This window comes from Delftia sp. HK171 (assembly GCF_001886655.1).
In the GTDB taxonomy this organism is placed as follows: Bacteria; Pseudomonadota; Gammaproteobacteria; order Burkholderiales; family Burkholderiaceae_C; genus Comamonas; species Comamonas acidovorans.
Window position 1 is genome coordinate 1,500,693 of sequence record NZ_CP018101.1, and the last position, 25,491, is coordinate 1,526,183.

Sequence of the window (25,491 nt, forward strand, 5' to 3'; positions counted from 1 at the left end):
CGGACTTTGCGGTTCGCGTTACCATCGTGCATGGCCCGGGCGTGGTCTGACGGCCTGGGCCGGTTTGCTGCAAGCCGCCTTTGGGCGGCTTTTGTTTTTTAGGTTTGATATGCGTTTGCTTCTTGTGGAAGACGATGTGATGGTGGCCAGCGGCATCAAGCTGGGGCTGTCCGATGCGGGGTATGCCGTGGACTGGGTCGGCAGTGCCGAGCGCGCCCTGGAGGTGCTGGCCCAGGAAGCCTTCGACCTGGCCGTGATCGACATCGGCCTGCCGGGCATCGACGGGCTGGAACTCACACGCCGCCTGCGCAGCAGCGCCGTCGAGAGCTCGGCCATGCCCGTGCTGATCCTGACGGCGCGCGATGCGCTGCAGGACCGCGTGCAGGGCCTGGACCAGGGCGCCGACGACTACATGGTCAAGCCCTTTGAGCTTCCCGAGCTGCTCGCCCGGCTGCGCGCGCTGCTGCGCCGCTCGCAGGCAGCCACATCGGCCGTCCTGAGCTTCGGTCCCATCGAGCTGGACACGGCAGGCCGCCGCGCCGGCGCGCGCCAGCCTGCGCAGGACGACGAGAGCGAGGGAAAACTGCTGCCCATCGACCTGGGCCCACGTGAATGGACCGTGCTGGAATACCTGCTGATCCACGCGCCCAAGCCCGCCAGCAAGGACAAGCTGCTGCAGGCGCTCACGGGCTGGGACCGCGAGATCACGCCCAATGCGGTCGAGGTCTATGTCTCTCGCCTGCGCAGCAAGCTGGAGCCGCATGGCGTGGCACTTCGTTCCATCCGGGGCTTCGGCTATCGGCTGGAACTCTCGCATACCGCCGCCTGATGCGGACATGGCGCATGGTCCCAGGCGCTGACCGCCCATGACGGCCAATCTGCGCCTTCGCCTGCTGGTGCTGCTGGTGGTGCCGCTGACGCTGCTGGCACTGATGGGCGGCTGGTTCGGCTATCGCTCGGCAGACGAAGCCTCCACCCAGCATGACCAGCGCCTGCTGCGCCTGCTGCCTGCGCTGGCCGATTCGGTGCTGGCTCCGTCGATCGCCGAGGGAACGCCGCCTCTGGTGGCGCTGACGCCCGCCATCGAGGACGTCTTGCGCCAGCGCGGCGACGACGTCGGATATGCCATAGGCGACCTGCAGGGCCATGTCGTTGCCGGCGACACCTGGATCCGCTTCGACGTGCCTTCCACGCCGCTGGCCGAGTTCCACAGCCAGGAGCATGACGGCCTGACCTACCGCGTGGCCGTCATGCGCGCCGAGACCTATGGCGCCGGTGAAATGGTGCTGGTGCTGGCCGATGGCGGCGATGTGCGCCAGCAATGGGTGCGCCAGTTGCTGCTGCATGTGCTGCTGCCCAGCGTGCTGCTGATCGCGGGTGCCGGCATCGCCATCTACTGGTCGGTCAGCCGGGCTTTCCGGCCGCTGCTGACCCTGACCCAGGCGGTGGAACGGCGCTCGCCGCGCGACCTCAGTCCCATCTCGGAGCACAGCTCGCCGGCCGAGGTCCGTCCGCTGGTGCGCTCGCTCAATCGCCTGTTTGCACTGGTCAACGCCCAGGCCGAAGGCCAGCGGCGCTTTGTGGCCGATGCGGCCCATCAATTGCGCACGCCGCTGGCGGCCTTGCAGGCCCAGGTCGAGGCCTGGGCGCTGAGCGCGCAGGCTGCCCAGGCCGAGGCGAGGCGCAAGGGCACCGAGGCCCAGGTGGTGCTCAGCGTGACGCAGATCGAGCAGTTGCGCGATGCCACGCGGCGCACTTCGCAGCTGGCACGCCAGTTGCTGGCGCTGTCACGTGCCGACGCCCGCAATGCCGAAGTCCAGCCGCTGCAGAAGGTGGACCTCAAGGACCTGTGCGAAAGCATGCTGGAAATGTTTTTCGACCAGGCCAGCGCCAAGGGGCTGGACTTCGGCCTTGACGTGGCGGCCGCCAGTGTCTGGGGCCACAGCTGGCTGCTGCGCGAACTGGTTTCCAACCTCGTGGACAACGCCATCAAGTACACGCCGCCCGGCGGCAGCGTCACGCTGCGCTGCGGCATGTACCATGGCGCGGCACAGTCTGCGGATGAGCCGCAAGGCTGGGCCTTCCTGGAGATCGAGGACGACGGCCCCGGCGTGCCCGAGGCCGAGCGCTCGCAGATCACGCAGCGCTTTTACCGCGCGCAGGGCGCGGCCGGTGACGGCACCGGGCTGGGATTGGCCATTGCCGAAGAAATCGCCCTGCTGCACCAGGGCACTCTGGCCTTTGGCGCCGCAGCGCAAGGCAAGGGCCTGCTGGTACGCTTGGAGCTTCCATTGCAAATGCCGGCCATGCTCTCGGAAACAATAGCAGCGCAAGCAACAGGCAAGCGATCCTGACGGTTGCGCTCATGGGGACAGCTTTGTGCGGAGTTGCCGCCGAGGGCTGTGAGAGAATTACTTACAAATAGTTGATCTGCTTATGTCCGAGTCTGAAGTCCTGTCGCCTTTATCCGCTCCTGGCGCTGATGTCGTTTCCGACGAAGCCGCCTCCGCTTCCGCCCCTACGCCTGCGCGCAAACGCCCCAAACCCGGGGAGCGGCGCGAGCAGATCCTGCAGGCGCTTGCGGCCATGCTGGAGAAGCCGGGCGCAGAACGCATCACCACGGCAGCGCTGGCAGCCCATCTGGGCGTCAGCGAGGCAGCCCTGTACCGCCACTTCGCCAGCAAGGCCCAGATGTTCGAAGGACTGATCGAGTTCATCGAGCAATCCGTCTTCACGCTGGTGCAGCAGATCGTCGGGCGGGATGTGCCGGAGGAAGAGCGGCCCGCAGTGGACGGAATGCGCCAGGCCAGCCGCGTGATCTCCCTGGTGCTGCAGTTCGGCGAGCGCAACCCCGGCATGGTGCGCGTCATGGTGGGCGATGCCATCGTCTTCGAGCACGAGCGCCTTCAGGCCCGCATGAACCAGTTCTTCGACCGCATCGAATCCACGCTGCGCCAGTGCCTGCGCCCCGCCGCCGGTGCGCTGGGCTCTTCCGCCCCGACGGTCGATGCACAGGTGGCCGCCAGCGTGCTGACATCGTTCGCGCTGGGCCGCCTGCAGCGCTACGCGCGCTCGGGTTTCCGCCGCCTGCCGACCGAGCATCTGGAAGCCAGCCTGGCCTTGATGGTCTGAACATGGCCCAGCGGACCCCAGGGTCCGCTTTGCAGCAAAGCCACCCGCCTGCGCCGGTGGCTTTTTTTGCGACCACGGCCTTGCTTCGTCGCGGTGGCTGTGCTCAGCCCACGAGATTGCGCCGTCGCCTGGCCGGTGCTGTCACGCCCAGCGCCGCAACGATGCGCCCCACCTGGCCTTCCGTAATCCCATGCTCGGCAGCCAGCTGCCGGGCCGTTTTGTCCGTGGCGTAGTCTGCAGCGATGCGCTGGTTGCGCAGTGCCTGCAGTGCACGCGCTGCCCTGGGCAGCTGGAAGTGGGGCAGGCCCCCATACTCACGAGCGAGCTGGAGCAAGGCTGGCACGCCGATGGTGGCTGCATAGGGATGCTCGGGTGTGACCTTGTCCGGCGTGGGAACGTAGATGCGCAGTCCACCCCAGCGCTGCACCAGGGCCATCGTGGGCTGCAGTCCGATCAGGCGCTCGAAGTCCTGCAGCAGGGGCGGAAGCAGATCGCTGCAAGTGCCATGGTGCGGGTCCAAGGCAGCTGCCACGGGCGTGTGCATGCCGATGGTGGGGGGCAGGGCAGCAGGCCGAAAGCCCTGGAAGGCGGGTGCCGGATGGTGTTCGGAATGCATTTTGGCTGTACGCTCTTGGTTCAAAAGGAAACGGTTCAATTTGAACCATATTCTTGGTCCATAACGAACCACTGTCAAGATTCGCCATGCCTGCAAAACCTGTGACTGATGCGCTTACATCCAACGTTGATGAGGTACTGGCGCGCATGGCTGAAGCCTTGGGACCAGACTGGATGGCGGGCATGGAGGTGCAGCCTGAAACGGTGCGGACCTGGCGCAAGCGCGGGGAAGTGCCAGCACGGCAACTGCTGCGGGCCTCGCAGCGAGCGGGCCGGCCGCTGGAGTATTTCAACGGCACGGGCGCAGCGAAGCCTGGGGCTCGGCATGGTGGGGCGGCCGAGGACGAGTTCACGCAGATCGAGATGCTCGATGCGCACGTCAGCGCAGGGCATGGGGCCGTCAATGGCCCCGACGAGGTGATAGGCCGCTTCGCCTTCCGTTCGTCCTGGCTGCAGTCCAAGGGACTGGGCAGGCACAACGCCAAGATCGTGCGTGCCCGTGGAAGATCCATGGCGGACCGCATCAACGATGGCGACATCCTGCTGGTCAACACCTCGGTCGATACGCTGACCCAGGATGGTGTCTATGTGATCGAGCTGGAGGGTGAGAACTACGTCAAGCTGCTGGAGCGCGACTTCAGCACGGGCGGTGTGCGCATCGTCAGCTACAACCCCGCCTATCCGCCCCAGGTTCTGGAAGGCGAAGCGGCCAACCGGCTGCGCATCTGCGGCCGGGTCCTCTGGCACGGCGGAGAACTTTAGCCCCCGGGCCGCGCCTCCCAGCATCGCTCCAAAGACTTTGCCGCAGGCCTGAGGCCAGCCTGCGCGCTTCCGTCTTCTCCCAGCCTTTCTCGTCCTCCTCTTTCGTGCATCCGTGCCTGCCCGAGCGGCAGGACGTTTGCGCTTGCCTGGCCGTTGGGATGTGTCGGGCCAAGGCACATGTGCCTGGCATCCAGATCCGCTGCGCCTGAGAAGGCGCGCGCCTGTGGACTCTGAAACCGGGCCTGCATATGCAGGCCTTATTCATTTTTGCCTGCCTCGGCACAGTCACTCCATCGCAACGACGCATCGTTTTCTGCGTCCCCCAACGGAGTGACCCATGTACGCCATCGCACAACTGTTCCTGCTCTTTGCCGCTCATCTGCGGCCCATCGTGGCCGAGGCTGCGGCGAGCGTGACGGCGGCCTTTCCGGTGCTGCGCTCATGAATGCACTGGCCCAGCATCGCAACGCCATCGTGTCCGTGCTGGCCTCGGTGCCGCAGATCGGCGTTGTGCAGGACCGCGAACGCCATGCCGCCAGCGATGCCGAGCTGGCCGCCCTGTTCACGTACACGCCGCCTACAGCAGGCACGGCCCATGTCCGCGGTTGGTGGCTGCGCAGAAGCAGCACGGCCGAGCACGGCAGCAGCACGGCCCGCACGGTGAGCGTGCACCAATGGACGCTGCATGGCTACCTGGCCATCGCCGACACCCAGGCCAGCGAGCTGCTGCTTGACGACCTGGTCGAGCAGTTCCGCGCCCTGGTGCGAGCCGATCCGACCCTGGGCGGCGCGTGCCAGCCCGGTCCCCTGGCAGGCAGCGACGACAGCACCGATGGCGTGCAGGTCGTGCGAGCCGAGCCTGTGGATTTCGCGGGAGTGCGTTGCCACTCCGTTGTCCTGCAACTCAGAACCTGGAGCTACCTGTGACCTGCACACCACCGAACCGGGCCTAGACCGGATACCCGCAACTTTCCCGCAACCCCTGTGGTCCGCAGCGCTGGAGAACGGCGCCCAAGGCCGCGAAACCTCTCCTCATCTCTTCAAAGGATTTTCCAAATGGCAGCAAAGATCATGCGCAAGATGGCCCTCCTGGCCCTGGTTGAAACCGTTGTCGGCACGGCCGTCGTGCCGCTGGCGGCCAATGCCATGCTGGTCAGCGACGTGACCCTCACCCCCATCGAGGGCGATGTGGTCGAGCGCAACAACATCCGTCCCTTCTTCGGCTCCAGCGGCAGCACCCTGGTCACCGAATACCAGAAGGTGGCGTTCTCCGTGGAATTCGCGGGTGTGGCCGCAGCGGGTGAGCGTCCCGGCGTGACCGACCTGTTGCGTGCGTGCGCCGCCAGCGCCAGCACCGAGACTGGCGTGAAGACAGTCTTCTCTCCCGTGACCGACGGCATCCAGAGCGTGACCATCTACGGCAACGTGGACGGCACCCTCTACAAGATGCATGGTGCACGCGGCGAGGTGGAATTCAGCACCGATGCCAAGGCCATTCCCAAGTGGAAGTTCGAGTTCACGGGCTCCTTTGTCCCCGCAGTGGATGAGGCCCTGCCGGCAGTGGACTACAGCGACTTCGTCGCTCCCCTGGGCGTCAACAAGACCAACACCCAACTGACCCTCGACGGCCTGGCGGTGGCCTGCAGCGCCTTCAGCTTCAAGTGCGGCAACCAGGTGGTCAAGCGCGACCTGATGAACGTGGACACCGTGGAAATCACGGACCGCAAGTCCACGGGCAGCGTCACCTTCGAGAACACCAGCGTGGCCACCAAGGACTGGATCGGCCTGGCGCGTGCCAGCGCCATCGTGCCCGTCACGCTCAAGCATGGCCCGGGCGCCACCAACACCGTCAGTTTCAAGAGCGCGCGCGCCCAGATCGGCAAGCCGACCTACAGCGACAGCGATGGCGTGCAGATGATCACCATCCCCCTGTCGTTCATTCCCTCCGACGCGGGCAACGACGAATGGTCCATCGAGATCTGACGCCTCACCTCCCTGCCTGACAACTACACATCCAAGGATCACCATGGCCGTCAAGATTTCCGGGCTCAAGTCCACCATCTCCGTTCCCGCAACGCTGTACCTGCCCGTCGATGAGGGCAGGTTCGGAGCCCATCACTTTGCCGTCGTGTTCAAGCGCCTGGGCAAGGCGCGGCGTGACGAGATCAATGAACTCATCGTCGTCGGCAAGCCCGCCACGCAGCCCGATGGCTCGCAGGAGGTACGGCGCATGACCATCCCTGAGCTGCTCGACGAAGTGGTTGTGGGCTGGGAGGGGATGCTGGGCGACGAAGGAACACCCGTGCCCTACAGCCGCGACGAGCGCCTGGCGGCCGAGGAGGCCTACCCGGGACTGGAGCAGGCCATGGCCGTGGCCTGGTTCGACGGACTCAACGTGCACCAGCGGGATGCCGCCACAAAAAACTCCGTGGCGCTGTCCGGCATCACCTCGGCCTCGACGGCGCAGACCGCTATCTCGTAGACGACGAGCTGCGCGCCCAGTGCGCGCAGATGGGGATCGACCCCGACCGGATGGTGCCCGGCGATCTGCAACGGCAGCACCCCGAGGACTACGAACTGTGGCCGGAGCATGCGATGGCCTGGAGCGTGTACCTCGGCTGCTCCACCCAGTGGCGCAGGACGGCCACGCCCTGGGGCCAGTGGCACTGGGACGGGCTGGACTACGCCGGGGCCGAGATCGTGATGCGCCGCTACGCGGTGCCCGCCGCGCAGCGCGGCGAGGTCTTCGCGCAATTGCAGGTACTGGAGGCGCAGGCGCTGCGCCAGCTCAACCGGGGCTGAGGCATAGGGGCCTCGGCTCCGGCCTTTCAAGACAAACACAAGCGGTCAAGCATACCGAACAGAGATCAGCATGAGTACAGCGGTCAAAAGCATAGGCATCGCCCAGACGCCCAGCCTGAGCGAGCTGCGTGCGCAGAATGCCCAGTTCTCCCAGGAGCTCGACAAACTCCACGGCAAGCTGCAGCAGGCGTATGCCGGCATGTCGCAGTTCGCAGGTGCCTCAACGGATACGGGACTTGTGTCGGCGCGTGCCAGCGTCGATGTCGAGAGCCTGTCCACTTCCATGGGCAAGATTGCAGGCCGCGCCAATGCCCTGCTGGAGGTGGCGGGTTCGGCGGCCAAGGTGGGAGAGGCGCTCTACACGGCCAGTGCCCAGACAGAGAATCTGCGTACGCGGCTGGACCTTGCCACCGGCGGCAAGGGCGCGCAGGAACTGGCCTATGTCACGGCCCTGGCCGATCGGCTGGGCCTGCAGCTCAATGCCACCGGCCAGGCCTACGCCGACTTCGCCACCAAGGCGCGTGGTACGGCGCTGGAAGGCGCGCAGGTGCAGAGCATCTTCACGGGGATTGCCTCGGCCAACGCGGCCATGGGCCTTTCCGTGGAGCAGGGCAATGCCTCGTTGGCAGCCGTACTCGACCTGATGGGCAAGGGGACGATAGGCGCGTCGGACTTCAGCGAGAAACTGGGACATATCCCGGATGCGGCGCTGGTCGGCGCTCAGGCCCTGGGTGTGACACAGGAGCGGTTCTCCCAGATGCTGCAGACCGGCGAGGTCGTGACGCAGGACTTTCTGCCCCGTTTCTCGCAGGCGCTGCAAAGCTCCCTGGGAGAGGGGACGGACAAGGCGGCGGACAGGCTGGATGCCGGCACCCAACGCATGGCCAACGCCTGGGACAAGCTCAAGTCCGCCGTGGGAGATTCCGGCATCAGCCAGATGATCTCCTTTGGCATGAATGCAGCGGCCAACGACATGAACGCCTTTTCGGAGTCCATGTCGCGCGCGCGTGACAACGGGTCGGGCTTCCTGGGCCAGATCAGCAGCGGCCTGGGCAACATAGCCGGGCGCGCGGTGGGCTTGCAATACATCAGCACGGCCTTCCAGTCGAATGCGGAAAAGGCAGCCTATCTGGCCAAGGAGCTTCCGCGCGCCAGGGCTGAACTGGAGATGCTGCAGGCCAAGGGGGCAGCGACATCGCGCAATGTGTGGGTGCGCACGGCCCATGACGATGCCCAGCGCCTGGTCGAAAAATTGCAGCAGGTGCAGCGCGAATTGATGGCGGCACAGGGTCAGCGCAATGCAGGCGGCGGCCGCGGGTTCATCAATCCGCCGCTGGTGGGACAGCCACAGCCACAGCCGCAGGAGCAAAGCAAGAAAACCGATGCGCCTGCGCAGAAGAAAGAGCCGCCTGCGGTACCCCGCACCGTCAGCTACGCGCCACCGGCCGTGCCAGCCAGAACGCAGCAGGACAATGAGGAGCTCAAGCGCGATCAGGAACTGCAGAAAAGGCAGCAGGAGGTGGCGCAACTCGTCAAGGAGCACCAGACCAAGGCCGGACTGGCCGAAAAGAACCTGGACCTCGCCCGGCAGGAGACCCTCGCGATCGGTCTGACTGGCGATGCGTTGGGACAGCTGCGGCAGGAGCAGGTCGAAAAGACCATCGCGGAACTGCAAGACAACGCAGCCAAGCAAGAGAGCGTCCGATGCTCGAAGGACGTCGCCGAGGCCGTGGGCAAAGAGGCCGATGCCACGCGCGAACTCGCCAGGGTCAAGGGCTACAACGACTCGGCACGCATGGTGGCCGAGTATGCGCAAAGCGTGAAGGAGGCCAACGAGGCGACCCAGTTCGAGCAGTCCCTGGCCGCCATGTCTCAGCGCGATCGGGAGATCGCCCTGGCGCAGTACAGGATCGAGATTGATCTCCAGAAAAAGCTGCAGGACATCGCGGCCAAGAATCCCACGGACGCCGCAGCTGCCCAGAAGCTCAAGGAAGACGCCACGGCCGCTGCGAACCAGGCCAAGACCAATGTCGCCGAGCGCACCCGCATGCAGGAAACCCAGAAGTCCGTTGACCAGATGGACGAGATGTTCCGCAAGGGCTTCACGGACATGCTGGCCAACGGTACGGAAGGCTGGCGCACGTTCACCAAGAACCTGAGCGCGACGTTCAAGGCCACGGTGGCCGATGAGATGTACAAGGCGTTTGCACGGCCATTCCTTGTTCCTGTGATTGCTCAGTTGCAAGGATTCATCGGCAACCTCTTCGGTAAAACAGGGGCTCCGGGAACTTCTGGACCTGGTGGCTTGACAGATGCGGGCTTGGGGGGGGGACTGACGGACTGGTCAACCTGGGGTAGCTCAGCTCAAGAGTTCCTCAGTGATTCTGCGTTCAAGCTCGTCGTGAACGGTTGGGACAAGGCCGGTGGAGCGATGCTTGACCTGAGCCGGACCGTGGGGAGGTTTGACTCTTGGTTGAAAGACATCCCTGGATTTAAAGGTGGGCTGGGGTCTGCCGCAGGCTATTTGGGAAGTCTCTATAGCCTGTCTCAGGGGCAATATGGCGCAGCTGTCGGCCAAGCCGTGGGGACGTGGATTCTTCCCGGAATCGGAACGATGGTCGGCAGCTTCCTGGGCGGAGCCCTGGACAAGGCCTTCGGCTCCCGCGGCCCCAACCACGCTGGCGCCGCCTACAGCACCGCTGGCGTCGGCAACGACAGGGCCGCCGAACAGCTGTTCGGCCGTGCGGCCGGAGACTGGTATGACGATCTGACGCAGCGCCACAGCGATGCCGTCGAAAAGCAGCTCAAGACCAGCCTGGACGGCCTGGCCTCGGTCTATGGGTCTCTCAGCAAATACGCGACGGGTAGCGCGCGCGGCATCGACCTGGTCGGCGGCTTTGCCGTCAACGGCCGGTACAGCGACGAGGACGCCTACGGCTACGCCAAGATCATCGACAAGACGACCGGCATGATCCTGGCCGGCTTCGAGAACCGCTCGCTGGGCAACAACCCGGACGAGGCCTACAAGGCCTTCCTGGGCCAGACCGGTTCCCTGCTGGTGTCCGAACTCAAGAAGGCGGACCTGCCCAGCTGGATGCGCACCACGCTGGACTCGCTGGGCGAAGCACCCAATGTCGAGGCGTTGCAGGCCGCCTTCCAGACCATCGACCTGATCGGCCGCTCCTTCGAGGAACTGGGCAAGAAGATCACGGGCTTTGCCGACCTGACCGACCTGGCCTTCGAGTCCCTGATCAAGGCTTCGGGCGGCATCGAGACGCTGAACGCCAACGCCGGCAGCTTCTACCAGAATTTCTATAGCGAGGACGAGCGCAAGACCATCGCCAAGCGCGAGATGGGCAGCAAGCTCAAGGACTTGGGCGTGGACATCGACCTGGATGCCGACGACGCCCAGGCCCGGTTCCGCAAGCTGGTGGAGGACAAGCTCAAGGCAGCCAACTCCGAGGAGGCGAATGCCAAGGTATTGAAGGACGCCATCTCCAAGGTCCAGGGCACGCAAGGCCTCAAGGACATGGCCAAGACTGGCGCCTTCAAGGACTGGGCCAGCTCTACTCTGGGAGAAGGTTCGGGCGATATCGGGAAACTCGCGGCCGATCTCGAGAACCTGGCAAACACCAGCACGTCGCTGGCCGACTTCACTGCCGGTATGGACAAGCTGATCGGCAATATCGGCGGCACCGGCAAATCTTCGGCCGAGACCGCTGCCGAGCTGCTCAAGCTCAACGACACGTTCAAGGCCGTTACCAAGACATCCGAGGATGCTGCGGCGGCTTCGGCCAAACAGGCGGAGGAAGCCAAGCGCAAGCAGGAGGAGCAGGCGCAGGAGGCGAAGAAGAACGAGGCCGATACGGATGCGGCGTGGAGCCTGCTGCAGCGTTCCGTCGATGCGGAGCGCTCGGCCATACAGGCACGCGTCGATGTCGCGCAGGAGCGCGTGGATACCGAGCGCGCCCTCATGGACACCTTGCGCGGGCATGTCGTCGAACTGCGCGGCCAGATCGAGAGCACCCAGGCCATGGCCTTGGCCAGAGCCAACGAGGTCATTGACCAGGCACTGGCTGCGTACCGGCGCACGGGCTATCTGCCCGAATCGGCTGACATCGGCGAGGCCGTCTCGGTTGCGCGCGGCGGTATTTCCTCGGGCAACTTCCGCTCGCGCCTGGACTATGAGGCCGCGCAGTTGATCCTGGCCAACAAGCTCGAAGTACTGCATGACGCGGCAGGCGAGCAGCTGTCTGCCGATGAATTGATTCTGGAGCAGGAAAAAAGCCAGGTCGATGCGTTGGAGCGGCTGCTCAAGACCGAGAAGGAGGCGCTGGACATAGCGCGTGGCATCGACACGCGGCTGCTGTCGTCCGATCTCGCATGGGCGGAATTCCGCGCGGCACTGCTCAAGGAAGGAGCTGGTACCGGAGGTGGTGCTGGTTCTGGCGGAAGCGGTTCCGGTGGCGGCAGCGGGGGCGCGGAACTTGGTCCGGGGCCAGGTCCTGGGGGTGGAGGTGGCAGCTCCACCGTGTATAGCAAGTACAAGATGCCTATTGCCGTGCTCGGTGATGGCTTCGCGATCTACGACTACGAAACGGATCCCGAGCGAGCCAAGAAGCTCGATGCGCTCTCGCCAACCTTCCATAAGTACGACGGCACCGGAGACCTGGTGGGACTGGCCAATGACATCAAGGCCCAGGGGGGCACGGCGCTGGATCTTGCCTATCTGTATGGCTACTCGGAGCGCGACGTGCTGGCGGCGTTGGACCAGTTCGGCATTCCGCGCTTCGCCTCGGGTGGCGAGCACTTCGGCGGCCTGCGCCTGGTCGGGGAAAACGGCCCCGAGCTCGAGTTCACCGGACCTTCACGGATCCACAGCGCCCAGCAGACGCGGCGCCTGCTGGAGGGAATGCAGGGCGGCGACCTGCACAGGGCCCTCGAGTCCCTGCAGCGTCTGACCTATGACCTGGGGCGCCAGCAGATCGTGCTGCTGCAAAGCCTCGAAAAGATGGCTCGCAAGAGCGACGCCATCGGCGTCAAGCAAAGGGAGACCGCATGAACGATGAATTCACACGCGGCATGGGATTTGTGCCGCCCCTGCCTATCACGTTGGACAACATGAGCACGAACGTCGCCGCAAGCGGCCTGCAGCCCTGGTCCGCCAGCAAGGCCTATGCGCTCAACGACGAGATCATCGACGCCTCGCGCGTGATCTGGCGCAGCATGGCCGGCAGCAATACCGGCAATGACCCCGCCAGTTCGGAAGGCAAGTGGCAAAGGCGCGGTGTGGAAAACCGGCTGCGCATGTTCGATGCCAGCCTGGGCTCGTACACCGAGGCCGATGACCTTATCGAGGTCACCATCAAGCCCGGCCGCGTGGTCACGGACATCGAGCTGCTGGGCCTGCAGGCGCACACGGTCGAGGTGGTGATGACCGACCCCGTGGCCGGCGAGGTGTTCCACAGCGGGCAGCGCCTGGTGCTGCGCCCTTCGGGCAATTCGCACTGGGGCTACTTCTTCAACCCCATAGAGCGCGAACGCAAGCTGTCCATCTCGGGACTGCCGGCCTACACGCAGGCCAGCATCACGATACGCATCGCCAACCTGGGGGCCAAGGCGCGCTGCGCCGAAGTCGTCATCGGCCGTGCCGTCTGGCTGGGCAACACGCAGTGGCGGCCCTCGGTCAGCTTCGACGACTGGAGCCTCAAGAAGCGCGACGACTGGGGCGGCTGGATGGCCGAGCCCGGCGCCTACAGCGACCGCTTGAAGCTGCAGGTCCTCGTTCACGGCACGCAGTACGAGCGCGTGCGCAACGAAATCCTGGCGTATCGCGCCAGACCGGTCGTCTGGATAGGTGCGCGCGGCTACGGCGTGCTCACCACCTACGGCTACATCACGGGCTTCGACCAGGTTCTGGTGGCCCATGGCTTCTCCGATTGCAACCTAACCATTGAAGGACTGGAAGACGATGAACTTCACACCCCCACCTAGTGCACCCGAGGAATCGGTGGCGATCCCGAATCGTCGCACGGACCCGCAGGACGTCTTCGACGTCAAGACGGATGTCTATCTGAACTGGCTGACGGGCTTTCGTAACTGGACGGCGGGCCTGGTGACTTGGCTCACGACGTTTCTGACGGAAATGGCCCAGGCCATGCTGACGGTCGAGGGCAACAAGAACGCTGCGCAGGCCGCCGCCTCCGCCGCCGCGACCAGCGCCCAGAACGCTGCCATTGTCGCCGGTGCCTCCCGATGGGCGCCGGGCAGCTACGCCCAGGGCGACGCCGTGTGGTCGCCCCAGTCGCTGCTGACCTATCGGCGCGTACCAGCCGGCACCACGGCCAGCGCGCTCGACCCGGCCCAGGATCCCGCGGGCTGGCGGCTGTCCGGTTCACCGCAGTCCATGCCGCAGCAGGAGCTGACAACGGCAGGGCCCCATCACCTGATCGTCGGCATGCACTACATCGTCCTGCACCCGCAGTGCGAATGCCTGATGCCGGCCGGGTCCGCGCCGCAGGAGCAACTGCGCGTCACCAACCGCTCCGGTGCGCTGACGCCCGTGCTCAGGCGCAACGGAGGCAAGTTTTCCGGAATCGAGGACGACCTGGCGCTGGACTCGCGCTATGCCGACCGCGTATTTACTCAAACCGCAACCCTTGGGTGGATCTGATGCTTTCCTTCAACAATATCTATGGCCAACCTGCCGCGCTGATGCGCCGGCGTATCTGGAGCGGGGAGGAGCGAAAGGTACCAAGTGTGTCCATGTTGACAGCCAACGCCTTTCGGCCCCTTGGTGCAACATCGCCTCCCAACATCGTCCCTGATCACGGTGTAAACAATGGTCGAGTCAACTTCCTGGTGGTTGGTGACAAGGTCTACACCTCGGCTGACCTCAGGACCATGGTGCTGCGCTTCACCCATACCGGCAGCGGACGCTGGCCTGCGATTTACTCGATTGCTGAGCGCGGCGGCAATGTCGTGATTGCATGCGGCAGCGGCGTTCCCTCCTCAAGTGCCACGCAATACGAGTCGTATGTCAGTGTCAACGATGGTCTGACATTCACGTCTTCGCCTCTGGGGGCGGTCCGACGGGTCATGTGTGCTGGCGGGTTTTTCTACGGCTTTCCTGAGTTTCGTGGGCTGAGTCGTTGCGAAACTGGAACAAGCGCCAGCGTAAGCCTGGTGATGCCCGTGGACACTTCCTGGCAATCCGTGGTCTACAACGGGGAGCGGTACTTGACCATTTCCTCCGATGGCACCGTACTGGCAACATCGGTCGATGGACTGAATTTTTCCGTATCGACTACGTTCGCTGCCTTCAAGCTCAGTGCGGACATCCAGCCCCAGAATGCCTTTGCAGTAGGGCGCAGATTCGTGCTGGTTGAAGTGCGGGGCAATACGGTCAGGTCCATCGTGACAGAAGACGGTGCGAGTTTTTCCGTGCAATCGTGGCAGGTTTTTGATGGAGAGAACGGAGAGCGTTGTCTCGGTGTCCCGCAGTATGCGGTGATGGCTGACGGTTGTGCCTATTTGAAGATGTATACGGTCGATTGGGCTCAAATCCGTCGAGTCCGGTTGATTGTGTCGGCGGATGGGATCACTTGGCGGGCATTTCCCCCACTTGCCGGGAGTAATGTGTCAGGGGATAGCACCTCAGCAGGGAAAGCCATGTTTGGCCTGGGGCCCGGCAAGGGCCTGTATGTAGCGCAGGGGCTGGACTCCGTCGTACATGTTTCGGAGACCCTTAACGACCGCGACTTCTATTACGAACTGGGTGCCGCATGAACTACGAATTCAACCTCTGGGGCTGGTACGCAGGCATGTCCACCATGCCCGGCTCGCGCACGACGACACTGCCACCCGACAACATGCAGACGCACGAGACAGCGGGCCGCCCGCGCAGCAACTTCACGGGCCTGGCCTGGGTCGAACTGCCTTATGAGGCCCCGCCCGAGCCGGTGCCCGAACCCGCGATGCCGGAGATCGTCATCACCGGCATCGCGGCCGACAAGGAGGACTTTGTACATACTCCCGACTTCACCGATGCGACGGTGCCGGTGGGCGCCACGCTGGCCCTCTCTGCCGAGCTGCGGGCAGGCGCGCAGGTGTTGGCCAAGGATGACAGCTTTCGACTGCCCATCCGGTCGCGCGATGGCCGCGAGCGCGTGGTGCTGGCCTCCATGGTCCAGGGCGTTCTGCGCTTCTCGGTCCACTTCGAGGACAGCCGGGTTTGGGAAGTGACCGAGGCCGCTATCAATGCCGACCTGCCGCCTGGGAGGCGCATGCGCTTCAAGGGCATCAGGGTCTTTGCCGTGGAGGCATGACCGGGCCGCAAGGCGTGCACGCAAGCCGGCAATTGCCGGCTTTTTTGCATTTGTCTTCGAGTGCCATCATGATTGGATGAATCGGGCCGCGGTACGCAAAATAAATTCAGAGATGCCCGATTCTGGGTAAATCTCATTTAAATTTACGGTCTCTTACAGTTGTAATTGCCTGTGTCGTTGCCCCAAAATGTCCAGATCATCCATTGATTCACTCCCTTCGTTTCCTGAATTGCTGCGTGTCTCAGCACTGGCGTCGGCCAGCCTGTTTGTCATGGGCATGGCGCTTCCCAACGCATGGGCAGGTGGCGCAGGAGGCGGGGGTGGCGTGGGAATCATGGACATCAGCGGGGGTGGAGGCAGTGGACACGGAGGCGGCGCTGGCGGAAATGGCGTCGGCAGTTCCGGAGGCTCCGGCCCCGGTGCCGGAGGGCAGGGCAATGCCGGTGGGTTGGGCGCAATGTCCACCCTGGATGGACTGGGTGCTCCCGCATCGCTTTGGGGTGCGGCCGGTGGTCTGGATCTGTCGCACGTGCGTGCCCCCGGGGGCATGAACTCCGCTGGTGGCGACGCAGATTTTGGCAACTTCGCCGGTGGGGGAGGTGGCGGCGGGGCTGACGCCAGCATGTGTGCCGGTGGCGCGGTCGCCTCGGCTGCCGGCTACGCGGGAGGTGCAGGCGGCGCCGTGGGAATGTCTTCCGGCGGTGGCGGTGGCGGTGGTGGCGGAGCTGGCGTGGTCATTCGATCCAATGGGGCGCGCTGCACCATCGGAGTCGCCACGGGAGGCCGTGGAGGTGACAGTGGTACGGCCGGAGGCGGTGGTGGCGGTGGATCCGGTCTTTACGTCATCGGCAATGCCAATGTCATCACCATCGCGTCGGCATCCGGCGGCGATGGAGGCGATAGCGTGGGCGTGCCGGGTGGCGGATTCGGCGGAGTGGGCGGTGATGGAATACGTGTGGAAGGGTCCGGCAATACAGTGACTGTCACTTCTACCGTGACCGCGGGCCAGGGCGGAACTCCTTTGGCTGCTGGCAGCGCTGGCAATGGCTCCTCCATCCAGCTCAAGGGAGCCAACAATACCTTGGTGCTGCAAGGGGCTGCGATCGCGGCGGACATTCGCCTGACGACCGCGGGCAGTCGCTTCAAGGGAACAGCTTCCATCAATGGCGCTCTGGTGCTCAATGGGACACTGGCACCCGGTCATTCGATCGGGACAGTCAGTGCAGCCTTTCTGGATATGCGTGCCGGCATCTATGAGGCGGAGATCAATGCAGGCACTGGCGCCGCCGATCTGATTCAAGTCACGGGCCCGGGTGCGGCACCATCAAACAAGGCGGCATGGGTCGACGGGGCCGCCCTCAATGTGAGCAATCTTGGCGGTACGTTGTCTGCCGGCCAAAGCTATACGCTGCTCGATGCAGGAGCCGGAGGTGTCGATGGGTTGTTCACGCTGGGGGCGCTGCCCGCAGGGGCAACTGGCCATCTCGTGCAGGATGGAACGACGGTTGTGCTGCAGATCACCGCATTTGTTGCACCACCATCGCCCTCGGCGGCAGCCAGTGTTCCCGTGCTGTCGCCTTGGGGCTTGGCACTGCTGAGCATCGCGGTGGCTGGGGGGGCGTTCAGGCTGCGCCGTCGTGAAGGCACAGGGGTGAACACCTGAACCAGGGCTGAGATCACGACCCGGAAAGGCGTGGGTTCGAGAGGGATTTGTGTCTTGCGCAAGCCGGTTGATGCCGGCTTTTTTCATGCGCGAGCCTCTGCGTGCTCGCCCACAAGCTAGGTGTTTTCCCCCGCATGTCTTCGCCGCGACAAGCTTTCCATGCAAAATAGCACGAACGTTCGTTTTAACAAGAATTTCGCATGTCCAGCGTTTCCGCCCCACGCCGCATCACCCGTTTGACCGCTGACGCCACAGCCGATCCCAAGGCGGGCTCTTCCGTGCACGAAGCCGCAGCGCCCGCGCCGCGCCGCGCGCTGCACAAGGGGCAGCAGACCAAGGCCACCATTGTGGAGGCTGCCCTCAACCTGGCCACGCACATCGGGCTTGAGGGCCTGTCCATCGGCGCTCTGGCCGAGCTGACGGGCATGAGCAAGTCGGGCGTGTTCGCGCATTTTGGCTCGCGCGAGGAGCTGCAGATTTCCGTGGTGCATGAGTACCACGACCGTTTCGAGCAGGAAGTGTTCTTTCCCGCGCTTCAGGCGCCGCGCGGCGTGGCGCGTCTGCGGGCGCTGTTCGACAACTGGATGAAGCGCACGTCGATCGAGCTGGACTCGGGCTGCATCTATATCAGCGGCGCCGTGGAGTTCGACGACCGCACGGGGCCGGTGCGCGATGCGCTGACGGCCTCGGTCCAGACCTGGCACGCGGCCATGCGCCGCACCATCGTGCAGTGCCGCGAGAGCGGCGATCTGCGTGCCGATCTGGATGAGAACCAGCTGCTGTTCGAGATCCACGGCCTGATCCTGGCCCTGCATTACGAGGCGCGCTTTTTGCGCAACGAAGGCTCCATGCAGCGCGCCATCGACGGCTTCGAGAGCATTCTGGCGCGCTACGCCGGCCCGGCCTGATTTTTTCGCTTCCACCGTTTTCACCGCATCCACCGCAAACCCCGCCATCACAGGAGAAGACAAATGCCCAGCTACAACCCGCCCCTGCGCGACATGCAATTCCTCATGCACGAGGTGTTCAAGGTCACGGACGACTACCAGCAGATGACGGCGCATGCCGAGGTCGATGCCGACACCATCAATGCCGTGCTCGAAGAGGCGGGCAAGTTTGCGGCCAATGTGACGTTTCCGCTGAACATCAGCGGCGATGCAGAGGGCTGCGTGCTGAACAAGGAAACCCATGAGGTCACCACGCCCAAGGGCTTCAAGGAGGCCTACCAGAAGTATGTGGAAGGCGGCTGGCCTTCGCTGTCCTGCGACACGGCCTACGGCGGCCAGGGCCTGCCCTTTGCGGTGAACTCGGCGGTGTATGAGATGCTCAACAGCGCCAACCAGGCCTGGACCATGTACCCGGGCCTGTCGCACGGCGCCTATGAAGCCCTGCATGTGCACGGCACGGAAGAGCAAAAGAAGCTGTACCTGCCCAAGCTGACCAGCGGCGAGTGGACCGGCACCATGTGCCTGACCGAGCCCCATTGCGGCACCGACCTGGGCCTGCTGCGCACAAAGGCCGAGCCCGTGGCCGGCGCGCCCGAGGGCACCTACAAGATCACCGGCAACAAGATCTTCATCAGCGCGGGCGAGCACGACTTCACCGACAACATCGTCCACCTGGTGCTGGCCCGCCTGCCCGATGCGCCGGTCGGCTCCAAGGGCATCAGCCTGTTCGTGGTGCCCAAGTTCGTGGTCAAGGCCGATGGTTCGCTGGGCGAGCGCAACCCCATCTTCTGCGGCGCGCTGGAGCACAAGATGGGCATCCATGGCAATGCCACGGCACAGATCAATATCGACGGCGCTATCGGCACCCTGGTGGGCCAGCCGAACAAGGGCCTGCAGGCCATGTTCGTGATGATGAATGCCGCCCGCCTGGGCGTGGGTAACCAGTCGCTGGGCCTGACCGAGGTGGCCTACCAGAACGCCCTGGCCTATGCCAAGGACCGCCTGCAGATGCGCAGCCTGTCGGGCACCAAGGCCAAGGACAAGCCGGCCGACCCCATCATCGTCCACCCCGATGTGCGCCGCATGCTGCTGACGGCCAAGGCCTATGCCGAGGGTGGCCGTGCACTGGTCACCTACTGCGCCTTCCTGATCGACAAGGAGTTCAACCACCCCGACGAAAAGGTGCGCAAGGACAGCGCCGAGCTGGTGGCGCTGCTGACGCCCATCGTCAAGGCCTTCATCACCGACAACGGCTGGACGGCCACCACCATGAGCCAGCAGGTCTATGGCGGCCATGGCTTCATCACCGAATGGGGCATGGAGCAGTTCGTGCGCGATGCGCGCATCAACATGATCTATGAAGGCACGAACGGCATCCAGGCGCTGGACCTGCTGGGCCGCAAGGTGCTGGGCAACCAGGGCGCATCGCTCAAGAAGTTCGGCAAGCTGGTGGCGCAGCTGGTGGAGGAAGAGGGCGTCAACGAGAAGATGGCCGAGTTCATCAACCCCATCGCCTACCTGGGCGACCAGATGACCAAGTTCACCACCGAGATCGGCTTCAAGGGCATGCAAAACCCCGACGAGGTGGGTGCCGCGTCCGTGGACTACCTGCGTGTGGCGGGCCACCTGGTGTTCGGCTACTTTTTCGCCCGCATGGCCCAGGTGGCATTGCGCGAAATCGCCAAGGGCAACACCGACCCGTTCTACCAGGCCAAGCTGCAGACCGCGCGTTTCTACTTCGCCAAGCTGCTGCCCGAGACCGCCACGCTGATGCGCACGGCCCGCGCGGGCAGTAAGTCCCTGATGGACACGGACGCAGCGCTGGCCTGAACGGCTTCACTCCAACATGGGAGCGCGGGCTGTGCGCATCAGCGTGGCCTGCGCGCCTTTCTAGGCGAAAGGGGTTTGAAATGAAGGCATATCAAGCACTGGCAGCAATGGTCCTGGGCCTCACGGCTGCCGCAGCGCAGGCGCAGATGACGCCCGTGGGCCTGTGGAAGAGCGTGGACGACAAGAGCGGCGAAGCCAAGTCCGAGATCCGCGTGGCCGAGAACGACGGCGTGGTCACGGGCCGCATCGAGCAGATCCTGCGCAAGGGCGCCGATCCGGCCGCCACCTGCACCGAATGCTCGGACGACCGCAAGGGCCAGCCGCTCAAGGGGTTGGAGATCATCCGCGGCGCCAAGAAGGCCGAGGGCAAGGACGTCTGGGAAGGCGGCAAGATCCTCGACCCCGAAAACGGCAAGACCTACACGCTGCGCCTGACGCCCATCGAGGGCGGCGCCAAGCTCGAGGTGCGCGGCTCCATCGGCCCCTTCGGCCGCACCCAGACCTGGGTGCGAGTGCAGTAACCATTCCGGAGGGCGGCCGCAGCGGCCTCCTTCCTCCCACTTGTGGAACATCCATGTCCCGATTCAATGTGAAGAAAGTCGCCGTGCTCGGCGCTGGCGTGATGGGAGCGCAGATCGCCGCCCATCTGGTCAATGTCAAGGTGCCCGTGGTGCTGTTCGACCTGCCTGCCAAGGAAGGCCCGAAAAGCGGCATCGCCGAGCGCGCCATCGCCAACCTCAAGAAGCTCAAGCCTTCGCCCATCGGCGTGGCCGAGGACGCGGACCTGATCCAGCCCGCCAACTACGAGGAGCACCTCAAGCTGCTCAAGGGCTGCGACCTGATCATCGAGGCCATTGCCGAGCGCATGGACTGGAAGCTCGATCTGTACACCAAGATCGCGCCCCATGTGGCCAAGCACGCCATTGTGGCGTCCAACACCTCGGGCCTGTCCATCACCAAGCTGTCCGAGGCGCTGCCCGACGCGATCAAGCCGCGCTTTTGCGGCATCCACTTCTTCAACCCTCCGCGCTACATGCCGCTGGTGGAGCTGATCGCCACGCCGACCACGCAGCCCGTGGTGCTGGACCAGCTCGAAGCCTTCGTCACCAGCGGCCTGGGCAAGGGCGTGGTGCGCGCCAAGGACACGCCCAACTTCATCGCCAACCGCATCGGCATCGCCGGCATGCTGGCCACGATGAAAGAGGTCGAGAACTTCGGACTGACCTTCGACGTGGTCGATGACCTCACCGGCAAGAAGCTGGGCCGCGCATCCAGCGGCACCTTCCGCACGGCCGACGTGGTGGGCCTGGACACCATGGCCCATGTGATCAAGACGCTGCAGGACAACCTCAACGCCGAGACCGATCCCTTCTACGGCAGCTTCGGCACGCCGCCCGTGCTGGCCAAGCTGATCGAGCTGGGCAACCTGGGTCAGAAGGCGAAGAAGGGCTTCTACAAGAAGGTCGGCCGCGACATCCTGCAGTTCGAGCTGGACAGCGAGGACTACGTGCCCGCCGGCGGCAAGGCCGACGAGGTCTATGGCCGCATGCTCAAGAAGCCCGCGGCCGAGCGCCTGAAGCTGCTGCGCAATGCCGAGGGCGCGCAAGGCCGCTTCCTGTGGGCCATCCTGCGCAACAGCTTCCACTACGCGGCCATCCACCTGGAGAGCATTGCGGAGTCTGCCCGCGACGTGGACCAGGCCATGCGCTGGGGCTTCGGCATGAAGCAGGGCCCGTTCGAGCTGTGGCAGGAAGCGGGCTGGCTGGAAGTGGCGAAGATGGTCCAGGAGGACATCGATGCCGGCAAGGCATTGAGCAAGGCGCCCCTGCCCAAGTGGGTCTTCGAAGGCCCGGTGGCCGAGGCTGGCGGCGTGCACACGGCGCAGGGCTCGTGGAGCCCTGCCAAGGGCCAGTTCGTGCCCCGCCGCGTGCTGCCCGTCTACGAGCGCCAGATCTTCCCCGAGAAGCTGCTGGGCGAAGACAGCCTGCCCGACTGGAAGACGGCCGGCACCACGATCGCCGAATCCAAGGCGCTGCGCACCTGGACGCTGGACGGCCAGATCCTGATCGCCAGCATCAAGAACAAGATGCACGCCATCAGCCCCGAAGTCATGGAAGCGCTGATGGAAGCCGTGGACGTGGCCGAGGCCGACTTCCAGGGCATGGTCATCTGGTCGGGCGATGCGCCGTTCAGCGTGGGCGCCGACCTGGAAGCCACCATGCCGGCCTTCGTGATCGGCGGCGCCGACGCCATCGAAAGCGTGGAGCAGGAGCTGCAAAACCTGATGCTGCGCATCCGCTACGCCCAGGTGCCCGTGGTTGCGGCCATCCATGGCATGGCGCTGGGCGGCGGCTGCGAGCTGGCCGTCTACAGCGCACGCCGCGTGGCGCACATGGAAAGCTACATCGGCCTGGTGGAAGTCGGCGTGGGCCTGGTGCCCGGCGCGGGCGGCCTGACCTATATCGCGCGCCGTGCGGCAGAGAACGCCGCCACCAGCACGGGCAAGGACCTGCTGCCCTTCCTGACCGAAGGCTTCACGGCCGCGGCCATGGCCAAGGTGGGCACCAGTGCCATCGAGTCGCGCAAGCTGGGCTACCTGCTGGACAGCGACCTCATCGTGCCGCACAAGGACGAACTGCTCTTCGTCGCCATCAACGAGGCCAAGTCCATGGCCGCAGGCGGCTGGCGCGCGCCGCTGCCGCGCAGCTTCCCCGTGGCGGGACGCAGCGGCGTGGCCACCATCAAGGGCTCGCTGGTCAACATGCGTGACGGCGGCTTCATCAGCGAGTTCGACCAGCATGTGGCCAGCCTGATCGCCAACGTGGTCTGCGGCGGCGACGTGGATGCGGGCACCCTGGTGGACGAGGCCTATCTGATGAAGCTCGAACGCAAGGCGTTCTGCCACCTGATCGGCCATCCGAAGACCCATGAACGCATTCTCGGAATGCTGAACACCGGCAAGCCCGTCCGGAATTGATATGCCCCCCTGAGTCGCTTCGCGCCTTCCCCCAGGGGGACGACAGCCTCGCGGCGGGGCGGCCCTTGCTCGCTGTCCCTGACTTGGGACATGCCTGCGTTGCGGGCCGCGAATAACTGAGATCTAGGAGCAATCTCCATGAAACAAATCCAAGACGCCTACATCGTCGCCGCCACGCGCACGCCCATCGGCAAGTCGCACAAGGGCTTTTTCCGCAACTACCGTCCCGACGACCTGCTGGCGACCACGCTGAAGGCCGCGCTGGCCCAGGTGCCGGGGCTGGACCCGGCTGCCATCGAGGACATCATCTGCGGCTGCGCCATCCCCGAGGCCCAGCAGGGCCTGAACGTGGCGCGCATCAGCGCCGTGCTGGCGGGCCTGCCCACCAGCGTGGGCGGCATCACCGTGAACCGCTTCTGCGCCTCGGGCCTGTCGGCCGTGGCCATGGCGGCGGACCGCATCCGCGTGGGCGAGGCCGACGTGATGATCGCGGCCGGCGTCGAGAGCATGAGCATGGTGCCCATGATGGGCAACGCGCCCTCGCTGTCGCCATCCATCTTCGAGCGCGATGGCGACGTGGGCATTGCCTACGGCATGGGCCTGACGGCCGAGAAGGTGGCCCAGCAGTGGAAGGTCTCGCGCGATGCGCAGGACGCCTTTGCGCTGGAGTCGCACCGCCGTGCCCTGGCCGCGCAGCAGGCCGGCGAGTTCAAGGACGAGATCACGCCCATCGAGGTCACCGACCGGAGCCTGGACCTGGCCAAGGGCGAACCCGTGGTGCGCACGCGCACCGTGGAGCTGGACGAGGGCGCACGCCCCGACACCAGCCTGGAAGGCCTGGGCAAGCTGCGCACCGTGTTCGCGGCGCGCGGCTCGGTGACGGCTGGCAACAGCTCGCAGACCAGCGATGGCGCAGGCGCGCTGATCCTGGCCAGCGGCGCCGCCGTGCAGCGCTTCGGTCTCACGCCGCTGGCACGCTTCGTGAGCTATGCCAGCAAGGGCGTGCCGCCGGCCATCATGGGCATCGGCCCCATCGAAGCCATCCCGGCCGCGCTGCGCTATGCGGGCCTCAAGCAGGACGACATCGACTGGTTCGAACTTAACGAAGCCTTTGCCGCCCAGTCGCTGGCCGTGGTCAACACGCTGGGCCTGGACCCCGCCAAGGTCAACCCCATGGGCGGCGCGATTGCCCTGGGCCACCCGCTGGGCGCCACGGGCGCCATCCGCTCGGCCACCGTGGTGCATGCGCTGCGCCGCAAGCAATTGCGCTACGGCATGGTGACGATGTGCGTCGGAATGGGCCAGGGCGCCGCCGGCATCTTCGAGAGGATGTAGCACCCCCTGAGCGGCTTTGCCGCTTCCCCCTCTCTACTCGCTGCGCGAGGGAGGGGGACGACACCCTCGGTGCGGGGCGGCCCTTCCTTGGTGTCTCTGGCGTGGGGCCGCGCCGGTTTTTGACTTGGTGTCAGCACATTGCGGCACCGACCAGGAGACAGCCATGGAACAACACCAACTCAGCAGCGATGGCGCCACGCTGGCGCTGCGCGTCTACACGCCCGCTGGCCCGCCACGCGCCAGCGTGGTGATCGGCGGGGCCATGGGGGTGCGCCAGGCCTTCTACGAGGCCTTTGCCACCTGGCTTGCGGGCCAGGGCTATCGGGTGACCAGCTTTGACTACCGGGGCCATGGCGATTCCCTGCAAGGCTCTTTGCGCCAGGTGCGTGCCGACCTGTGCGACTGGGCGCGCGACTACGAGGCAGTCATCGCCCATGCCAAGGCGCAGTTGCCGGACCAGCCGCTGTTCCTGATCGGCCACAGCCTGGGCGCCCAGCTGCCGGGCCTGCTGCGCTCCCCGCAGCTGGTGGACGGCCTTTTGAGCATTGCGGCCGGCAGCGGCTACTGGCGCGACAATGCGCCCCGCCTCAAGCGCATGGTTCCCTATTTCTGGCATGTGCTGGTGCCCGTGGCCACGCGCCTGTGCGGCTACTTTCCGGGCCGGCGCCTGCGCAAGGTGGGCGACCTGCCGGCCGGCGTCATGCTGCAGTGGCGCCGCTGGTGCCTGAATCCGCGCTACAGCGTGGGTGCCGAGGGCGAGGCCGCCGCGCGCAGCTACGCCGCCGTGCGCTTTCCGGTGATGGCGCTGTCCATGAGCGACGACGAACTCATGACCTGGCGCGGCACCGAGCACCTGTTCGCGCTCTACGCCAATGCCCCCAGCCGCATCGAGCGCATCGAGCCCAAGGCGCTGCAGTTGCGGCGCATAGGGCATTTCGGCTTCTTCCGCGCCGATATGCGCGACGCGCTCTGGGGCCGGGCCGTGGACGTGTTCTCGGGCTGGACCAAGGCGCCGGCCGCCGCGGCCCACCCGCGCTTTCCCTCACCCGCAGAGTCGCCGGCTTGACGGACGCGGGCGACGCTTGCCATCACACTCGTTTG

The 25,491-nt window shown here is 65.2% G+C and carries 21 protein-coding genes; 20 read left to right on the forward strand and 1 reads right to left on the reverse strand.

The features are described 5' to 3' along the window. Positions 1-109 precede the first annotated feature (109 nt). The 3 genes from BO996_RS06800 (at position 110) to slmA (ending at position 3,132) form a co-directional block, all read left to right on the forward strand. Positions 110-829: a response regulator transcription factor gene (locus tag BO996_RS06800; protein ID WP_012203252.1), complete on the forward strand. Its 720-nt coding sequence runs from the start codon at positions 110-112 to the stop codon at positions 827-829. A gap of 37 nt (positions 830-866) precedes the next feature. Beyond that, positions 867-2,354 carry a sensor histidine kinase gene (locus tag BO996_RS06805; RefSeq protein ID WP_034390299.1) on the forward strand — a complete coding sequence of 496 codons (1,488 nt, stop codon included), beginning with the start codon at positions 867-869 and terminating at the stop codon, positions 2,352-2,354. A gap of 82 nt (positions 2,355-2,436) precedes the next feature. Beyond that, on the forward strand, positions 2,437-3,132 hold the full coding sequence (gene slmA / locus BO996_RS06810) for a nucleoid occlusion factor SlmA (RefSeq protein ID WP_012203254.1): 696 nt from the start codon (positions 2,437-2,439) through the stop codon (positions 3,130-3,132). Positions 3,133-3,235: 103 nt separating this feature from the next. Here the strand turns inward: slmA and BO996_RS06815 are convergent, their stop codons facing one another. Next, positions 3,236-3,748 carry a Mor transcription activator family protein gene (locus BO996_RS06815; protein ID WP_071954349.1) on the reverse strand — a complete coding sequence of 171 codons (513 nt, stop codon included), beginning with the start codon at positions 3,746-3,748 and terminating at the stop codon, positions 3,236-3,238. Positions 3,749-3,894: 146 nt separating this feature from the next. Here BO996_RS06815 and BO996_RS06820 point away from each other — a divergent pair, with 146 nt between their 5' ends. The 17 genes from BO996_RS06820 (at position 3,895) to BO996_RS06900 (ending at position 25,456) form a co-directional block, all read left to right on the forward strand. Then, the gene (locus BO996_RS06820) at positions 3,895-4,509 is read left to right on the forward strand and encodes a S24 family peptidase (RefSeq protein WP_013804208.1); all 615 of its coding nucleotides are present in this window, start codon (positions 3,895-3,897) and stop codon (positions 4,507-4,509) included. Between the two features lie 441 nt (positions 4,510-4,950). Then, on the forward strand, positions 4,951-5,436 hold the full coding sequence (locus BO996_RS06825) for a hypothetical protein (protein ID WP_071954350.1): 486 nt from the start codon (positions 4,951-4,953) through the stop codon (positions 5,434-5,436). Positions 5,437-5,565: 129 nt separating this feature from the next. Continuing rightward, positions 5,566-6,492, forward strand: coding sequence for a phage tail tube protein (locus BO996_RS06830; RefSeq protein WP_012203258.1), 927 nt, complete (start codon positions 5,566-5,568; stop codon positions 6,490-6,492). Positions 6,493-6,535: 43 nt separating this feature from the next. After that, positions 6,536-6,991 (forward strand): hypothetical protein, encoded by a 456-nt coding sequence (locus BO996_RS06835; RefSeq protein ID WP_071954351.1) that lies wholly within the window; start codon positions 6,536-6,538, stop codon positions 6,989-6,991. A 29-nt stretch (positions 6,992-7,020) separates the two neighbouring features. After that, positions 7,021-7,311 carry a DUF1799 domain-containing protein gene (locus BO996_RS06840; protein WP_012203260.1) on the forward strand — a complete coding sequence of 97 codons (291 nt, stop codon included), beginning with the start codon at positions 7,021-7,023 and terminating at the stop codon, positions 7,309-7,311. 70 nt (positions 7,312-7,381) lie between these two features. Next, complete coding sequence (locus BO996_RS06845) at positions 7,382-12,373, forward strand: tape measure protein (protein WP_071954352.1); 4,992 nt, start codon at positions 7,382-7,384, stop codon at positions 12,371-12,373. Next, the gene (locus BO996_RS06850; protein WP_071954353.1) at positions 12,370-13,305 is read left to right on the forward strand and encodes a hypothetical protein; all 936 of its coding nucleotides are present in this window, start codon (positions 12,370-12,372) and stop codon (positions 13,303-13,305) included. The genes BO996_RS06845 and BO996_RS06850 overlap by 4 nt, the downstream gene beginning before the upstream one ends. Then, a complete protein-coding gene (locus BO996_RS06855; RefSeq protein ID WP_013804202.1) occupies positions 13,283-13,984 on the forward strand; it encodes a hypothetical protein in 702 nt (233 codons plus the stop codon). Before BO996_RS06850 ends, BO996_RS06855 begins: the two co-directional genes overlap by 23 nt. Further along, positions 13,984-15,099, forward strand: a complete 1,116-nt coding sequence (locus tag BO996_RS28910; protein ID WP_156897927.1) for a hypothetical protein — start codon at positions 13,984-13,986, stop codon at positions 15,097-15,099. The genes BO996_RS06855 and BO996_RS28910 overlap by 1 nt, the downstream gene beginning before the upstream one ends. Then, the gene (locus BO996_RS06865) at positions 15,096-15,638 is read left to right on the forward strand and encodes a hypothetical protein (RefSeq protein ID WP_071954355.1); all 543 of its coding nucleotides are present in this window, start codon (positions 15,096-15,098) and stop codon (positions 15,636-15,638) included. Before BO996_RS28910 ends, BO996_RS06865 begins: the two co-directional genes overlap by 4 nt. Positions 15,639-16,185: 547 nt before the next feature. Continuing rightward, the gene (locus BO996_RS28915; protein ID WP_156897928.1) at positions 16,186-17,301 is read left to right on the forward strand and encodes an IPTL-CTERM sorting domain-containing protein; all 1,116 of its coding nucleotides are present in this window, start codon (positions 16,186-16,188) and stop codon (positions 17,299-17,301) included. A gap of 200 nt (positions 17,302-17,501) precedes the next feature. Beyond that, entirely contained in the window at positions 17,502-18,209 is a 708-nt protein-coding gene (locus BO996_RS06875) for a TetR/AcrR family transcriptional regulator (protein ID WP_071954357.1), read from the forward strand. A gap of 63 nt (positions 18,210-18,272) precedes the next feature. Next, a complete protein-coding gene (locus BO996_RS06880; protein ID WP_012203267.1) occupies positions 18,273-20,078 on the forward strand; it encodes an acyl-CoA dehydrogenase C-terminal domain-containing protein in 1,806 nt (601 codons plus the stop codon). An 80-nt stretch (positions 20,079-20,158) separates the two neighbouring features. After that, the gene (locus BO996_RS06885) at positions 20,159-20,599 is read left to right on the forward strand and encodes a DUF2147 domain-containing protein (RefSeq protein ID WP_012203268.1); all 441 of its coding nucleotides are present in this window, start codon (positions 20,159-20,161) and stop codon (positions 20,597-20,599) included. A 53-nt stretch (positions 20,600-20,652) separates the two neighbouring features. Continuing rightward, entirely contained in the window at positions 20,653-23,055 is a 2,403-nt protein-coding gene (locus BO996_RS06890; protein WP_071954358.1) for a 3-hydroxyacyl-CoA dehydrogenase/enoyl-CoA hydratase family protein, read from the forward strand. A gap of 138 nt (positions 23,056-23,193) precedes the next feature. Next, positions 23,194-24,390 (forward strand): acetyl-CoA C-acyltransferase, encoded by a 1,197-nt coding sequence (locus BO996_RS06895; protein WP_061287125.1) that lies wholly within the window; start codon positions 23,194-23,196, stop codon positions 24,388-24,390. A 163-nt stretch (positions 24,391-24,553) separates the two neighbouring features. After that, positions 24,554-25,456 carry an alpha/beta hydrolase family protein gene (locus tag BO996_RS06900; RefSeq protein ID WP_016451807.1) on the forward strand — a complete coding sequence of 301 codons (903 nt, stop codon included), beginning with the start codon at positions 24,554-24,556 and terminating at the stop codon, positions 25,454-25,456. Positions 25,457-25,491: the final 35 nt, after the last annotated feature.